This is a genomic window from Streptomyces sp. NPDC003697 (assembly GCF_053587115.1).
Window position 1 is genome coordinate 1 of record NZ_JBSFNN010000068.1, and the last position, 15129, is coordinate 15129.

Sequence of the window (15129 nt, forward strand, 5' to 3'; positions counted from 1 at the left end):
GTGGGAATGATCTCTGCCTCGTCGAAGAGCTGCTCCAACGCCTCGTGCCCGTGACGCCTGCGGAACTCGATCTCGGCTCCGCTCGAGCGGGGGGTACCCCCACTCACCGCGCCGGCCGAAAGCCCAAGTACATCCCGTACGAGGGCGTCCGGCCGACACGCCGAGAGCACGCACCGGACGCCGCTCCCTGACGGGCAAACGTCGCCTGCCGCGGCACTAGAAACACGCCATGCCGAGCAGCAGCGCCGACACGAAGAGGACGGCGCCGCCCACGAGGACGACCGCGCGAGGGTGCCGCCCCAACGAGGTCCGCAGACCCGGACGGCGTGAGGGAACCCGGTGGACGGTGGTGTTCCACTCGGTGTCCACGCCCGACGCGGCCGGTGCCGGGACGCCCCGGCCGCCCGAGGGGCCGCCGCCGGGCGGACCGGTCCGCCCGTGCCGGACCGCACCCGTGCGGCCCTGGGAGGGACCGGGCCGCCCGTGCGCCGCACCCGTGCGGCCCTGGGACGGCCTCGCGCCCTGCTGCTCCGGCGGCAGCGGCTGCGGCGCCCCGCGCCAGGCCTCGCTGCGGAACCAGTCCGCCGCCTCCCGTGCCGTGGGCCGCTCCTCCGGCCGCTTGGCGAGCATGCTCAGCAGGTACGCCTCGAAGGCGGGCGGGAGCGCGGCGCCCCGCTGGTGGGGCGGCACGGGCGCCGAGTCGACGTGCTGGTAGAGCAGCGCGGTGGCCGTCGCCGCCTCGAACGGTGGTTGGCCGACGCCCAGTTGGTAGAGCACACAGCCCAGCGAGTACATGTCGGACGCCGGACCCGCCGGGGTGCCGATGGCGCGTTCGGGCGCCAGGTACAGGCCGGTGCCGACGATCTGCCCGGTGGTGGTGAGTCCCGCCGACGGGTCGTCGACGAAGCGCGCGATGCCGAAGTCGCCGATGCGGACGGTGCCGTGCCGGTCCGTCAGCAGGTTCCCGGGCTTGACGTCCCGGTGCACGATGCCCTGCGCGTGCGCCGCGGCGAGCCCCTCGGCCGCGTGCAGCGCCACCTGGGCCAGCCGCTCCGGGGTGAGCGGTCCGCCCGTGCTCAGCTCCCCGGCCAGGCTGTCGCCCTCGACCAGCTCCATGACGAGGAAGAAGCGGTCCTCCCAGGCCCCGAAGTCGTACACGCCCACCACGTGCGGATGGTTGAGCCGTGCCGAGGTCTGCGCCTCCAGCCGGAACCGCGCCGCGGCGGACGCGTCCGCCCCGTCGCTGAGCAGCAGCTTGACCGCGACCGGACGGCCGAGGACCTCGTCCGAGGCCCGCCAGACCTCGCCCATCCCGCCCCGCCCGACGACCGCGTGCAGCCGGTACCGATCCGCAACCAGCACCCGTGAACGCCCCTATCCCAGAAGTCCCGCCCTCACGCACACACCGCACCGGTCCCGGCGGACAGCCGGCCGTCGAGTACGGGTCGCGCCAACCGGCCCATCTTAACGATCATTGGGGGTCGCCGACCGGCCGCCCGGGGGCGCCGGGCACCTGGCCGGCGAGCACCCGTTCGACGCCGGCCGGCACGCGGTAGCGCTTCCGCGCCGCGAAGTGGCGCGACCGCGCGGCGCGCCGGCCGGACCGCCGGCCGCCCCACCTCCCGGCTGAGGTGCAGCACGGCGTCCTCGCCGGCCCGGGCCCCGACGTGGGCGCCGTAGGCATCGTCGGTGGCGTTGAACAGCAGCAGGTCCAGCGGCCGGGCGCCCGGCGCGCGGACCGTGGCCCGGATGTCCGCCCACGGCTCGCCCGACCGCGGCGCCGGCGGTGTGAGGCCGAAGTGCCGCAGCACCGCGCAGGCGAACAGCCGGCAGTTCACCCCGGCCGGGGGAGGTGCCGCAGGGACGCGGCGGGCGCCCCCGGGTGGCGGGCACCGTCGTACGGGACCGTCCGGGGCGCGGCCGGAAACCGCCGGAGAGGTCCACTCCGAGTCCCTTGTTGCCGCGTCCGATCCCGCTGAGTATGTAAGTCGGTAGGCCATATCGCCGCCATATCCGTTGATCCGATTGATCCGGCCAGGGGTGTGGAAGGAGAGACGATCGTGACGGTATTGACATGGCTGCTCATCCCGCTGGGGACGGGCGTTCTGGCGAGCATCTGGGGCTGGTTCGCCGGCCGGCCCCGCCGCACCGACGTATGGACGGACGTGGACCGCTACGACCGGCTCCGGGCCGCGCTCGCCCGCGCGGAGTCCTGACCGGCCGACCCCGGACCGCCGCTCCCCTCGCGGGGTCCGGGGCGGCGGCGCCCCGAGCGGTCGTCCGGCGCGGCCCCCCGGGACGGCGCCGGCCCGTGCGGTGCTCCCCTGTCACGGGCATGGGTGGCTATCGTCCCCTCATGGCATCCGTACGCGCCGTCCTCATCGACATCGACGGGGTCCTCACCGTCTCCTGGCGGCCACTGCCCGGCACGGTGGAGGCGTTGCGCGAGATCCGGGCCGCCGGCCTCGGCGTCGTGCTGCTCACCAACACCACGTCCCGCACCCGCGCCGCGATCGCCGAGGCGCTGACGGCGACGGGCTTCGCCGTCGGCACCGACGACATCCTCACCGCGCCCGCGGCCACCGCCGCGTACCTCGCCGACCGCGTGCCCGGAGCCCGCTGCTCACTGCTGAACAGCGGCGACATCGCCGAGGACCTGACCGGCGTCACCGTCCTCGATCCGTGCGACACCGTCACCGCGCCGGACGTGGTCGTCGTCGGCGGCGCCGGTCCGGAGTTCCACTACGCCGCGCTGAACCGGGCCTTCGGGCACCTGCAACGCGGCGCCCGGCTGGTCGCCATGCACCGGAACCTGTACTGGCGGACCGCCCAGGGGTTCCAACTCGACTCCGGTGCCTTCCTGATGGGGCTGGAGGCGGCCGCGCGTACCGAGGCGGAGGTCACCGGCAAGCCGTCGCGGGCGTTCTTCGAGGCGGCGCTCGCGCACGTGGGTGTCCGGGCCGAGGAGGCACTGATGGTCGGGGACGACATCGAGTCGGACGTCCTGGCGGCTCAGCGGGCCGGCCTGACCGGGGTGCTCGTCAGGACCGGCAAGTACCTGCCGGAGACGGAACGGGAGGCGAGCGGGCGGCCCGACCGGGTGGTCGGCTCCTTCGCCGACGTGCCCTCGCTGCTCACGTCGCCCGGGCCCGCCTGACGACGCACCGCGCGTGCCGCACCGGCCCACCGGGTCCCGGCCAGGGGCAGGCCGACCCGGTCCGGCCGACTCCCGGCGGGGCGCTGTCCGGGCGCTGTCGGACGGATCAACGGATCACACCGGACGGCGCCCTAACGCAGGAGCAACTGCAACCCGCCCGCGACGGTCGCCGCGATCACGAGCCGCTCGAACAGCCGCTGGTTGATGCGGTGCATCGCCCACTTGCCCAGCAGGGCCCCGGGCACCACGAACAGCACGAGCGCCGCGTCCAGGAGCAGCGAACGCCCGTCGATGAGGCCGAGGCCGACGCTGAAGGGCACCTTGGAGACGTTCACCACCAGGAAGAAGAAGGCGGACGTGCCGAGGAAGCCGAGCTTGCGGAAGCCGGCGGAGAGCAGGTACAGCGACATCACCGGGCCGCCCGCGTTGGCGACCATCGTGGTGAAGCCGCCGAGGACGCCGTAGGAGCGGGCCCTGACCCGGCCGGCGCGGGTGGCTACCGTGCCGGGCCGCTCCTCCGTCGCGGCAGCCGTCCGCCGCCTCCACACCGTCACCGCCGCCATCAGCAGCAGGATCGCGCCGATCGAGGTGCGCACGACCCCGTCGTCGGCCCACACCAGGAAGATCGTGCCGAGGACCACTCCAGCCGCGACGGCGGGGAACAGCCGCCACAGCGTGGGCCAGTGGGCGTGCCGCCGGTAGGTCAGGACGGCCAGCACGTCCCCGGCGATCAGCACCGGCAGCAGCACTCCGGTGGAGGCGCGCGCGGGCAGCACGGCGGCGAAGACGGCGAGGCTGACGGTGTTGGCCCCGCTGACGGCGGTCTTGGAGAAGCCGACGAGCAGGGCCGCACCGGCCAGCGCCGCGAAAGCCCATCCGGACAGGTGCCAGAGCGTGATGGTGTTCATGCGGAGACCGATGGTACGCGCACGCATCGGAGTCGGGGTAACCGTCCCGGTGGCTGGTCCGTGCCGCTACGGTCCGCCTGTCACCCGCAGCCCGGATCAGCCCGCCCGCCTGTCCACCCCGCATCCCGGATCAGCGCGCCCGACGCTCCACCCGGCCCACTGTCGCGGCACTAGTGCCGCTCGACCAGTACCGCGCTGCCCTGGCCGACGCCCACGCACATCGTCGCGAGGCCGCGGGACGCGCCCGTGCGGCGCATACGGTGCAGGAGGGTGGTGAGGATGCGGGCGCCGGAGCAGCCGAGCGGGTGGCCGAGGGCGATGGCGCCGCCGCTGGGGTTGACCAGGTCGGGGTCGATGCCCAGCTGGTCGACGCAGGCCAGGGCCTGGGCGGCGAACGCCTCGTTGAACTCGGCCTCCTCCAGGTCGCCGACGCTCCAGCCGGCGCGGGCGAGCGCCTTGCGCGTGGCGGGGACGGGTCCGATGCCCATCACGTCGGGGTGGACGCCGGCGGAGGCGCCCGCGACATAGCGGCCGAGGGACTCCAGACCCAGCTCGTTCAGGGCCTCCTCGCTGACCAGGAGGAGTCCGGCGGCGCCGTCGTTCATCGGTGAGGCGTTGCCCGCGGTGACCGTGCCGCCGGCGCGGAAGACCGGCTTGAGCCGGGCGAGCTTGTCGAGGGAGGTGTCCTCGCGGATGCTCTCGTCGCCGTCCACGACCACGCCGTCGGGGCGCTCGACGGGCAGCAGCTCGTCGTCGAAGTAACCGCGTCTGCGCGCCTCGGCGGCGAGCCGGTGGCTGCGCAGCGCGAAGGCGTCCTGGCGTTCGCGCGGCACGCCGTACCGCGCGGCGACCTCCTCCGCGGTCTCGCCCATGGCCAGCAGACCGTGCAGCTCCTTCATCGCCGGGTTGACCAGGCGCCAGCCGAGGCGGGTGTCGAAGGTCTCCATCCGGTGCGGCAGGGCCTCGTCGGGGCGGGGCAGCACGAAGGGGGCGCGGCTCATGGACTCCGACCCGCCCGCGATCACGATGTCCGCCTCGCCGGCGGCGATGGTGCGGGCGGCGGTGGTGACGGCCTCCAGACCCGAGGCGCACAGGCGGTTGACCGTGGCGCCGGGGACGGACTCGGGGAGCCCGGCGAGCAGCGCGGCCATGCGGGCGACGTTGCGGTTGTCCTCGCCCGCCTGGTTGGCGGCGCCCCAGTAGACGTCGTCGACACGGGCCGGGTCGAGCGCGGGCACGTCGGCGACCAGGGCTCGGATCGCGGCGGCGGCGAGATCGTCGGGACGGACGGAGGACAGGGCTCCGCGCAGCTTGCCGATCGGGGTGCGGCGGGCGGCCGCGAAATGCACGGGGCGCACGACAGGACTCCTCACACAGCCCACTTAATTAGCACCGCTAGTTTTGTGCCGTCTCGGACTATAGACCTCCCGTCGGCAGCCTGGGAAGATCCCACGGGACCCGCCCGACGTACCTGGAGGAGCCATGGCCGAAGCCCGCGAGCACGTCCTGGCCGGAAGCCGCGGCCCGCTCACCGTCCACGAGTGGCCGCACGCCCGGCCCCGCTACGTGGCCCTGCTGGTGCACGGCTACGGCGAGCACGCCGGGAGGTACGGGGAGGTCGCGGGCGTGCTGTCGGAGCACGGCGCGGCCGTCGTCGCGCCCGATCACCGGGGTCACGGGAAGTCCGCGGGCGAACGGGTGGTGATCGAGGACTTCGAGGACGTGGTGACCGACGTGCACACCGCGGCCCTCCTCGCCCGCACCGCGCATCCCGACCTGCCCGTCGTCGTGATCGGCCACTCCATGGGCGGCCTGATCGCGGCCCGCTACGCCCAGCGGTACGGCGACGGGCTCGCCGCGCTCGTCCTGTCGGGCCCCGTCATCGGCGCCTGGGAGCTGCCCGGGCGGCTGCTCGCCCTGGACGAGATCCCCGACACGCCGATCAGCCCGGCCTCGCTCTCCCGCGACCCGGCGGTCGGCGCGGCCTACGCGGCGGACCCGCTGGTCTGGCACGGCCCGATGAAGCGGCCGACGCTGGAGGCGTTCGTCCGGACTCTCGCGGCCGTCGCCGAGGGCGGCGACGTCGGCTCCCTGCCGGTGCTGTGGCTGCACGGCGCCGACGACCGGCTGGTCCCGCTCGCCGGGAGCCGGATCGGGGTGGAGCGGCTGAGCGGCGGGAAGGCGACGGAGCGGATCTACCCGGGCGCAAGGCACGAGGTGTTCCTCGAGACGCACAGGGACGAGGTGTTCCGGGACCTGACCGGCTTCCTGGACGAGGTGCTGGCCCGCTGACGCGGCGCCGGCCGGCCCGCTGACCGGCTGACGCGCTCACCGGCCGGCGTACCGGCCCGCCGACCTGCTCCCCGGCCGGCGCATCCGGGAGCCGAGCTGCTCGCCGGCGGCCGTACCCACGAGCCGATCCGCCCACCGGCCGCCGTACACGCCGACCCGCTCACCGGCCGGCGTACGGGTGGGCCGCGGCACGCGGTCCGCCGGCCGGGACCGGCCCCTCCCGGGCCGCCGGCCGGGTCGCCGGCGGCGGCCGGAACCCTCGCCACCGCGGTGTTTGCGCCCTGCCGCCCCGGGCACCCGCGCCCCCATGGAGTGGTTGCGCAGTGCTGCCTGCGTGGGCGAGGACCCCGAGCTGTTCTTTCCCGTGGGCACTATCGGACCGGCGGTACAGGACATCGACGCCGCCAAGCGCATCTGCGCCCGCTGTCCGGTGATCACCGAGTGCCTGGCGTTCGCCCTGGGCAGCGGACAGACCGCGGGTGTGTGGGGCGGGACCTGCGAGGAGGAGCGCCTCGCACTGCTCCGGACCTCCAGAGACGACTCCGCAAGGAGAAGCATCCCATGACTGAAGTGAAGAGCACGCTCCCCGACGCGGCCCGGCAGGTCACCCGGGACGCGCTGCAGAGCACCCTGGTGGACCTCCTCGGCATCTCGCTGATCGGGAAGCAGGTGCACTGGAACATCGTGGGGCCGCGGTTCCGCTCCGTGCACCTGCAGCTCGACGAGGTGGTGGCGGCGGCACGCGACTTCGCCGACACGGTCGCGGAGCGCGCGGCCGCGCTCGGCGTGCCGCCGGACGGCCGGCCCGAGACGATCGCCTCGGCCTTCACCCTGCCCGGCCCGAAGGACGGCTGGGTGCGGGACAACGAGGTCGTCGAGGTGATGGTCGAGGCACTGGACGCCGCCGTCAGGAGGCTGCGCGAGCGCATCGAGGCGACCGAGAAGGCCGACCCGGTCACCCAGGACCTGCTGATCGCCATCACCGCCGAACTGGAGAAGCAGCGCTGGATGTTCGACGCCGAGAACTGGCCCCGGGGGGACTGACCCCCGGCAGGACCGGCCCCGGCGTCGTCCCGCCGCACGTACCGACGGAAGGGGGCCACATGACGGAGCACGAGCCGGAGGTCGAGGACGCCGACAGCACACGCAGGCGGCGGCTGATGCCCCTGGGCCACGACCCGTTGAGGCGGCCCGGTGACGGAGCGTGACGCCCGGCTCCTGCGGGAGCTGGTCGGGGCACACGGCCGGACGTTCGCCGAGGAGGCCGGCATCGGGCTGCGGAACACCCCGCAGCCGCTGTACCAGGTGCTGGTGCTCGCCGTGCTCCTCAGCGCCCGCATCCGCGGATCCGTCGCGATCGCCACGGCCCGGGAGCTGTTCGACGCCGGGCTGCGCGACCCGCACCGCATGGCCGAGGCAGGCCGGCACCGGCGCGTGGAGGCGCTCGGCCGTGGCGGCTACCGTCGTTACGACGAGCGCACGTCCACCCAGCTCGGCGACGGCGCGAAGCTGCTGACCGAGCGCTGGGGCGGCGACCTGCGCCGGCTGCGCGCGGCGGCGGACGGCGACGTGTCCGTGCTGCGCCGTCTCCTGCGGGAGGTGCCGGGCCTCGGCCCGGCCGGCGCGGACATCTTCCTGCGCGAGGTACAGCGCGTGTGGCCCGAGGTGGCGCCGTACCTGGACGCCAAGGCGCTGTCCGGGGCGCGGCGCCTCGGCCTGCCCGAGGACGCCGACCGCCTCGCCGGGTCGGCGGGCGGGACGGAACCGGCCGTCCTCGCGGCCGCGTTGGTGCGCGCCGCGCTCGACGCGCACCTGGCCGAGGAGTGCCTCAGCCACGCCGGATGACCGTGCCGCGCTGCCGGACCGCCCGCACCCACCCGGCCCGGGCCCGAGGACGCCCCCGCCGCCGGACGCACGGCGGGCAGGGACCCGTCCCCGGACGGCGGGCCCGGCTTCAGGCGCCGACGCGGCTCGCGGCCGCGGTCCCGGGTCCCGCCCGTCAGAGGGCCGCCGTCGGCAGGTGCAGCAGACGGGCGACGGTGCGCAGGACTCCGTTGTCGTTGTTGGAGGGCGCCAGGTGGCGGGCCCGCCGGACGACCTCCGGGTGGGCGTTGGCCATGGCGAACGACCACTCGGCGGCGTCCAGCATCTCCAGGTCGTTCAGGTAGTCGCCGAACACCAGCGTCTGCGCGTGCGTGATGCCCAGTTCCTGCTGGAGGCGGCGCAGGGCGGCGCCCTTGTTGGCCGTCGCGTTCATCACGTCGACCCAGTGCTCGCCGGAGACGACGACCTGGTGGGTCGCCGTGAACGCGTGCAGCGCCGGCGCGGTGGTCCGCTCGGCCGGCCCGAAGTCGAAGAGGGCGACCTTGATGATCTCGTCGTCGACGGCGGTCGCGTCCTCGACGATCCGGTGCCGGACGTAGTACTTGCGCACCTCGGCCAGGAAGGCCTCGTCGCTCCGCTCGACGTAGGCCGACCGCTTGCCGCAGACGACGGCGCCCACGTCCACGCCCCGGCGCGCCAGGTCCCGTACCGCGCCGACGACGCCGGCCGCGGCGGCGGGCGCCAGCGGGTCCGAGCTCAGCTCGGCACCGTCGCGGACGACGTAGGTGCCGTTCTCGGCGATGAACACCATGCCCCGCCCCTCGTCGCCGAACTGCTCGGCCAGGGTGGCGTACTGGCGGCCGCTGGCCGGGCTGAAGAGCACGCCCCGGCGGCGCAGCTCGGCCAATGTCGGCCACAGCCCCGCCGGTATGCGCTTGGCGTCGTCGAGGAGGGTGCCGTCCATGTCGGTGACGACCAGCCGTATGTCGACGGGGCCGGCGGGCAGCTCGGGGGCGGTGAGCAGGGGGGAGGGGGTGCAGGACATCTCGTGGTCTCTGTCGCGGGCGCTGCTGGGCGCCTGGGTGGTGCGCATCGTGCCTGTGGCCGCCGCGCGGCGGCGCGCCCAGCCTACCGGGCACCCGGATCCCGGCCCGGGCGCCCTCCTGACCGGCACCGGGAGCGCGCGGCCGGTCCGGGTGCAGCGGCCCGGGAAGCGGCGGGCCCCGACGCCGTCGCGCGGGCACCGCACCGGCGGGTGGACCCGGCGCCGGCGACGTGCTCGGCGACCTGCGATGCTGGGCGTCCTGAACTTCGTCCTGGACACCGGCGAGGCGCGGGAGATCGTGCGCCGTCTCATGGCGGCGGTGCCCTCCGGCAGCTTCCTGGTCCTGACCCACCCCACCTGCGACGCCGACCTCGGCGGTGAGGGCAACGCGCGGGCCATGGAGTTCTGGAACGAGAACGCCAAGCCCCCGATCACCGCTCGCGGCCGGGACGAGATCGCCGCCTTCCTCGACGGACTGGAGCTGGTCGAGCCGGGTCTCGTGCCGTGTTCGCACTGGCGCCCCGAGTCCGCCTCGCCCGCCGTGGTCCCGCAGTTCGGCGCGGTGGCCGTGAAGCCCTGACCCGGGTCCGCGTGCGGCCGGCCGCGGAGGGAGCGAGGAGGCAGGGTGGTGCGCCTGCCGGTCCCCTCGTGCCGGGGAGTCCGGACGTTGTGATGCGCTCATGCGTCTCTCGTCGTGTCTCAGCTGGTGGCGCTCCTCGTAGGAGCGGCCGCCACTCAGGCATGCCAGGGCCGTTCGGACGGAGGGCCCTTTTCCGTGTCCCCCGGAAAGGGCGGCGTGTCGTCCCGACGGCGACACCGACCCCACCAGGAGACCTCGTGGACACCACCACCCAGATCCCGGGCCCCGGCACCGCCGTCCCGGCCTCCCCCGTCACCTACGACCCGGCCGGCCGCCCCGAGGTGTCGTCCCTCCTCCTGCTGGCGGCGCTCTGCTCGGGCCGCACACCCCGGCAGGTGGCCGACGACATCGGCTCCGCCGGGGCCGCCGCGCTGAAGCGCACCGTGACGGAGGCGGTCAACGAGTACCTGGCCCCCATCCGGGCCCGCCGTGCGGAGTACGCGCGGGACCGCGGCTGCATCCGCCGGACGCTGCGCGAGGGCAACGAGCGGGCCAGGGCCGTGGCCGACGCCACGCTCGCCGAGGTGCGCGCCGCCATGAACAGCCACTACTGACGGCCGGGGCCCCGCCCCGGAACCCGGGGGACACCGCCGTCCCGACCGTGTTCCCTGGCCGCCGGTGTCCACCGCCGGGTCCCCGGTCCCCGTCCGTACCGTCCGCCCTGCCCGCTCCGGGTCGCACGAGGGCCGCATGCCGACGGGCAGTGCGGGGAGACGGAACGCGTACCGGCCGCGCCCGTCGGGGCGGCCTCGCACGACGATCGCGTCCGTCGGAGCGGCCTTCGCACGACGATCGCGTCCGTCGGAGCGGCCTCCGCACGGAGGCGGCCGGGGACACCGCGCGATCCCGGGAGCCATCCGGGTGTGGCGCGGGTCACAGCGGACGCGAACACGCACACACGCAGCGGGAGTCCTTGAAAGTATGATCAAGCAATGTCTGACATGACCGAAACCACGCCCGGCTGGCTGAGTCACGACGAGTTGGAGATGGCACGCGCCCGCATGCCGATCCTCTACGTCGAGGCCGTCCCGGTGCGCGTCGACGACAGCGGCGAAGTGACCAGCATCGGCCTGCTCCTCCGTATCGGCCCGGACGGAACGGTCAGCCGGACCCTTGTCTCCGGCCGGGTGCTGCACCACGAGCGCGTGCGGGACGCCCTGCTGCGCCACCTGGAGAAGGACCTCGGGCCGGTGGCACTGCCCCGGGTGCCGGCCTCGCTGCAGCCCTTCACCGTCGCGGAGTACTTCCCGACGGTCGGCATCACGCCGTACCACGACCCCCGCCAGCACGCCGTGTCGCTGGCCTACATCGTCCCGGTGACCGGCGACTGCCGCCCTCGGCAGGACGCGCTCGACCTCGTGTGGTTCAGCCCGCAGGAGGCCCTCTCGGTCGCGTTGCAGAACGAGATGCCGGGCGGGCACGGGGTCCTGCTGAAGCAGGCGCTCGCCCACGTCGGCCACGTGTACTGACCACGGCCGGACGGGCCGCGGCGCGCGGCCCGCGGAGCACACCGAACGCAGGGACGACGAAGGCCGCCCTCTCCACGGAGAGAGCGGCCTTCGGTCCGACGACCGTCGGGACGACAGGATTTGAACCTGCGACCCCTTGACCCCCAGTCAAGTGCGCTACCAAGCTGCGCCACGTCCCGGTGCCGTCTGACCTGGGGTTTCCCTCGGCCCGACGTGCAGGAAAACAATACCGCACTCGGGTCGGTGGTCGCGCACCCGTTTCCGCCGTGCCTGGTCGCCGATTTGGGCGCTGTGGCGACCGGCGCAGGGCGGGGCTTGACCTCAAGTCCGCTTGAGGTCACACGATCGTCCGTATGACGATCACCGACGAACCCGGGCGCTCGCGCACCTACGCCGACCTGCCCCGGCTGATGGGCCTGATGACGGGCGACGAGAAGCACGGGCCCGCGGCCACCTCCACCCTGGACGTGCTGTGGGTGCTCTACGACCGCGTCCTGCGGACCGGCCCCGAGCACCGGGACGACCCCGGACGGGACCGCTTCCTGCTGTCCAAGGGACACGGCCCCATGGCGTACTACGCCGTCCTCGCCGCGAAGGGATTCGTGCCCGAGGAGTGGCTGCCGGACTTCGGCACCTACCACTCCCCGCTCGGCCACCACCCGGACCGCACCCTCGTGCCCGGCGTCGAGATCGGCAGCGGGTCGCTGGGACACGGACTGCCGATCGCCGTCGGCACCGCGCTGGGGCTGCGGGCCCAGGGTCTGCGCCGGCCGCGCGTGTGGGTGCTGGTCGGGGACGCCGAACTGGACGAGGGCAGCAATCACGAGGCGATCGCCTTCGCAGGCCCCATGGGGCTCGACCGGCTGCACACCGTCGTCGTCGACAACTCCTCCGCCGGCCACGCGCGTCCTGGTGGGATCGCGGCCCGGTTCGAGGCGGCGGGCTGGTCGGTGGTGACCGTCGACGGCCGCGACCACGAGGCCCTGCACGCCGCCTTCACCGCCCCGCATCCGGGCCGCCCGCACGCCGTCGTGGCCAGGGTCGAGCCGAAAAACGCGTGACGCCCGCGCCGCCTCCCCTCCCCCTCTCTTCCCCGCCCGCCCGTTCCGGGTCCCGTCCGCCCGTCCCGGCCGGTCCGGGTCCCGCCCGTCCCGGCGGCCTCCGCCCCGCTCCCACGTCACCGGCCCCTCGAAAGGACCACTCGTCATGGACACCATGCGTGACCGCTTCGCCCCCGTCGTCTCCCGGCTGCTCGACGAAGATCCGCGGGTCGCGGTGGTCCTCGCCGAGATCGGCAGGGACGGCTTCGCCGAGGCGCGGCGCAGGCACCCCGACCGGGTGATCAACGTCGGCATCCGTGAACAGCTCCTCGTCGGGGCCGGCGCCGGGCTGGCGCTGACGGGGATGCGGCCGGTGCTGCACACCTTCGCCAGCTTCCTCGTGGAACGGCCCTTCGAGCAGGTCAAGCTGGACCTGGGGCACCAGGGCGCGGGCGCGGTGCTGGTGAGCGCGGCCGCCTCCTTCGACTGGCCGGCCGGCGGATACACGCACATGGCCCCCGGGGACGTGGCCCTGCTCGACACCCTGGACGGGTGGACCGTCCACGTGCCGGGCCACCCGGACGAGGCCGAGACGCTGCTCCGGCACGCGGTCGCGGCGGGCGAGGACAAGGTGTACGTACGGCTGTCCGTCCAGTCCAACGCGGTGGGCCTGCCGGTGGACGGCGAGCACTTCCTGACCGTCCGGGAGGGCCGCTCGGGGGTCGTGGTCGCCGTCGGGCCGCTGCTGGACGCGGTGCTCGACGCGACGGAGGGCCTCGACGTCACGGTGCTGTACGCGGCGACCGTCCGGCCCTTCGACGCCGCCGCCCTGCGCCGGGCCACGGCGGCGGCCGGAACCGACGTCGTCCTGGTCGAGCCGTACCTGGCGGGCACGTCGGCCGCGGCCACCGGCGAGGCGCTCGCCGACGTCCCGCACCGCGTCCTCGGGCTCGGTGTGGGCCGCCGCGAGCTGCGGCGCTACGGCAGGGTGGAGGAGCATGCCGCCGCCCACGGTCTGGACGCCCGGTCGCTGCGGGAGCGGATCACGCCGTTCCTGGAGAGCCGCCGGACGGCGACTCGGGCGTAGGCCCGGCCCCGTCGCGCCGGCCGGGCGCCGCGCTACCGCGTCGTATCCCGGTTCGGCGGCACCCGGCCCGGTCCGCATGCCGGTGGCCTCGGTCCGTCGGGTGGCGTCCCCTCGGCAGCCTCCGCCCGACAGCGCACCCGTTCCCCGTCGTCAGCGTCCACCCGGCGTCGCTCCGCCTCCCGGCAGCCACCGCCTCTCGTGGCGTCCGTTCGCCGTCAGCGTCCGTTCCCCGAACGCGGCCTCACCGCCGCCGCTCCCCGGCCGGGCCCGCGCCGCGCGTCGTCGCGTCGGCCCGCACCAGGTCCCGTATCGCGGGGACCGCGAGCAGCGCCACCGGCACGACCAGGCTGATCGCCCCGGACGCCAGCAGGACCCGGTCGGCTCCCAGGACCCCGGCGGCCGGACCGGCGAGGGCCTGGCCCACCGGCATCATGGCGAGGGAGCCGGCCACGTCGTAGGCGTGGATGCGGTTGAGGACGTCCGGCGGCACCTGGGTCTGGACGCTGGTCGCCCACATCACGCCCCAGAACGACATCCCGGCCCCGGCGACCGCGGCGCCGGCCGCCATGGCCGGGACACCTCCCCCGGCACCGACGGTCGCGGGGAAGGCCGCGAAGGCGAACAGAGCGAGCGCGCCGGCGCGCAGCATGCGGCGGGGGCGCAGCCGCAGGGCGAGGAAGCCGCCGACGACCGTGCCGGCGCCGAGGGCGGAGTTGACCAGGCCGTAGGCGCGCGGGCCGTGCTGCTGGACCACTTCCGTGGCGACCAGCGGGACAGTCGGCCCCCAGACGGCGATCATGTAGAGGCACCAGACGGCGATGACGCCCCACAGCCAGGTGCGTGCCCTGAACTCCCGCCAGCCCTCGGCGAGGCCGGCCTTGAAGTCCGTGCTGCCGTGACCGGACGGGCGGCCGTCCGTCCCGGTCATGAACGGGGGCAGCCGGAGCAGCAGCAGGCAAAGGGCGCTGACCGCGTAGGTGACGGCGTGCGCCGTGAACACCCCGCCGGGCGAGGCGAGACCGACCAGCAGGCCCGCGACGGCGGGGCCCGCCAGCTGGGCCGCGGACTCGGCGATCCGTATGGCGCCGTTGGCGCCCTGGATGTCGGAGGCGAGCCGGGGCACGGTGCTGGCGACGCCGGGCTGGAAGACCGCTCCGGCCACGCCGTTGACGAACCCGAGCACGCAGATCTCCCACAGAACCACGTGGCCCGAGAAGAAGAGGCCGGCTGCCAGGGCCTGGGTGCACAGTCGCACCAGATCGGCGCCGATCATCAGACGGCGGGTGCTGAACCGGTCCGCGACGACCCCGCCGAAGACGACGAGTCCCGCGAACGCGGCGGCCGTCGAGGCCATCGCGAGCCCGACCGCGCCCGCTCCGTAGCCGTGCTGCAGCAGGCCGGCGGCGAGAGCCACGGGCAGCATGGTGTCGCCGAGCCGAGCCACGGCCCGGGCCACGAAGAACAGCGCGAAGTCCCGCGACCAGACGGGCCGCGCCCTGCCCCCGGCGACGCCGTGTCCCGTCCGCCGGAGTGCGGGCTCCCCCGGCCGCGCGGCACCCCGCGCGCCCGCCGCCTCGTCGTACGGCGACTGCGAGGACGTTCCCGTCATGTGTGGTACTCCCCTCCCCCGGCTGTGCGGCGTCGTGCGCGGCGGCAGGCGGAGCCCC

General features: G+C 74.9%; 14 protein-coding genes, 1 tRNA gene and 2 pseudogenes. 11 read left to right on the forward strand and 6 right to left on the reverse strand.

Annotation, left to right across the window (positions count from 1 at the left end; all coding sequences use genetic code 11):
• Positions 1-216: 216 nt before the first annotated feature.
• Positions 217-1362, reverse strand: a complete 1146-nt coding sequence (locus ACWDNY_RS23365) for a serine/threonine-protein kinase (protein WP_451647745.1) — start codon at positions 1360-1362, stop codon at positions 217-219.
• A gap of 698 nt (positions 1363-2060) precedes the next feature.
• Here ACWDNY_RS23365 and ACWDNY_RS23370 point away from each other — a divergent pair.
• Positions 2061-2216, forward strand: a complete 156-nt coding sequence (locus tag ACWDNY_RS23370; RefSeq protein WP_451647746.1) for a hypothetical protein — start codon at positions 2061-2063, stop codon at positions 2214-2216.
• A gap of 140 nt (positions 2217-2356) precedes the next feature.
• Positions 2357-3157 carry a TIGR01458 family HAD-type hydrolase gene (locus ACWDNY_RS23375; RefSeq protein ID WP_451647747.1) on the forward strand — a complete coding sequence of 267 codons (801 nt, stop codon included), beginning with the start codon at positions 2357-2359 and terminating at the stop codon, positions 3155-3157.
• A 131-nt stretch (positions 3158-3288) separates the two neighbouring features.
• Here the strand turns inward: ACWDNY_RS23375 and ACWDNY_RS23380 are convergent, their stop codons facing one another.
• Both ACWDNY_RS23380 and ACWDNY_RS23385 read right to left on the reverse strand, forming a co-directional pair.
• Positions 3289-4065, reverse strand: coding sequence for a sulfite exporter TauE/SafE family protein (locus ACWDNY_RS23380; protein WP_451647748.1), 777 nt, complete (start codon positions 4063-4065; stop codon positions 3289-3291).
• A gap of 170 nt (positions 4066-4235) precedes the next feature.
• The gene (locus ACWDNY_RS23385) at positions 4236-5423 is read right to left on the reverse strand and encodes a thiolase family protein (protein ID WP_451647749.1); all 1188 of its coding nucleotides are present in this window, start codon (positions 5421-5423) and stop codon (positions 4236-4238) included.
• A gap of 124 nt (positions 5424-5547) precedes the next feature.
• Between ACWDNY_RS23385 and ACWDNY_RS23390 the strand changes: the two genes are divergently transcribed.
• From ACWDNY_RS23390 to ACWDNY_RS23405, 4 genes are all read left to right on the forward strand, one after another.
• A complete protein-coding gene (locus tag ACWDNY_RS23390; RefSeq protein WP_451647750.1) occupies positions 5548-6357 on the forward strand; it encodes an alpha/beta hydrolase in 810 nt (269 codons plus the stop codon).
• A gap of 307 nt (positions 6358-6664) precedes the next feature.
• Complete coding sequence (locus ACWDNY_RS23395; RefSeq protein ID WP_451647775.1) at positions 6665-6922, forward strand: WhiB family transcriptional regulator; 258 nt, start codon at positions 6665-6667, stop codon at positions 6920-6922.
• Positions 6919-7401, forward strand: a complete 483-nt coding sequence (locus ACWDNY_RS23400; protein WP_451647751.1) for a Dps family protein — start codon at positions 6919-6921, stop codon at positions 7399-7401. The genes ACWDNY_RS23395 and ACWDNY_RS23400 overlap by 4 nt, the downstream gene beginning before the upstream one ends.
• A 150-nt stretch (positions 7402-7551) precedes the next feature.
• Complete coding sequence (locus ACWDNY_RS23405) at positions 7552-8202, forward strand: endonuclease (protein WP_451647752.1); 651 nt, start codon at positions 7552-7554, stop codon at positions 8200-8202.
• Between the two features lie 154 nt (positions 8203-8356).
• Here ACWDNY_RS23405 and ACWDNY_RS23410 read toward each other — a convergent pair whose 3' ends face one another.
• Positions 8357-9226, reverse strand: a complete 870-nt coding sequence (locus tag ACWDNY_RS23410; RefSeq protein WP_451647776.1) for a Cof-type HAD-IIB family hydrolase — start codon at positions 9224-9226, stop codon at positions 8357-8359.
• A 247-nt stretch (positions 9227-9473) separates the two neighbouring features.
• On the opposite strand from ACWDNY_RS23410, the pseudogene ACWDNY_RS23415 reads away from it, so the two are divergent.
• The 3 genes and pseudogenes from ACWDNY_RS23415 to ACWDNY_RS23425 form a co-directional block, all read left to right on the forward strand.
• A pseudogene (locus ACWDNY_RS23415) lies at positions 9474-9806 on the forward strand (SAM-dependent methyltransferase); the annotation flags it as partial.
• A 311-nt stretch (positions 9807-10117) separates the two neighbouring features.
• Positions 10118-10420: pseudogene (locus ACWDNY_RS23420) on the forward strand (tryptophan--tRNA ligase); the annotation flags it as partial.
• Positions 10421-10807: 387 nt separating this feature from the next.
• Positions 10808-11335, forward strand: a complete 528-nt coding sequence (locus ACWDNY_RS23425) for an NUDIX hydrolase family protein (protein WP_451647777.1) — start codon at positions 10808-10810, stop codon at positions 11333-11335.
• Between the two features lie 105 nt (positions 11336-11440).
• Here the strand turns inward: ACWDNY_RS23425 and ACWDNY_RS23430 are convergent.
• A tRNA-Pro gene (locus tag ACWDNY_RS23430) sits at positions 11441-11514 on the reverse strand.
• A gap of 174 nt (positions 11515-11688) precedes the next feature.
• On the opposite strand from ACWDNY_RS23430, the gene ACWDNY_RS23435 reads away from it, so the two are divergent.
• Together ACWDNY_RS23435 and ACWDNY_RS23440 are read left to right on the forward strand one after the other, a co-directional pair.
• The gene (locus tag ACWDNY_RS23435) at positions 11689-12396 is read left to right on the forward strand and encodes a transketolase (protein ID WP_451647753.1); all 708 of its coding nucleotides are present in this window, start codon (positions 11689-11691) and stop codon (positions 12394-12396) included.
• A 145-nt stretch (positions 12397-12541) separates the two neighbouring features.
• Entirely contained in the window at positions 12542-13462 is a 921-nt protein-coding gene (locus tag ACWDNY_RS23440) for a transketolase family protein (RefSeq protein ID WP_451647754.1), read from the forward strand.
• Positions 13463-13703: 241 nt separating this feature from the next.
• Here ACWDNY_RS23440 and ACWDNY_RS23445 read toward each other — a convergent pair whose 3' ends face one another.
• A complete protein-coding gene (locus ACWDNY_RS23445) occupies positions 13704-15071 on the reverse strand; it encodes an MFS transporter (protein ID WP_451647755.1) in 1368 nt (455 codons plus the stop codon).
• Positions 15072-15129: the final 58 nt, after the last annotated feature.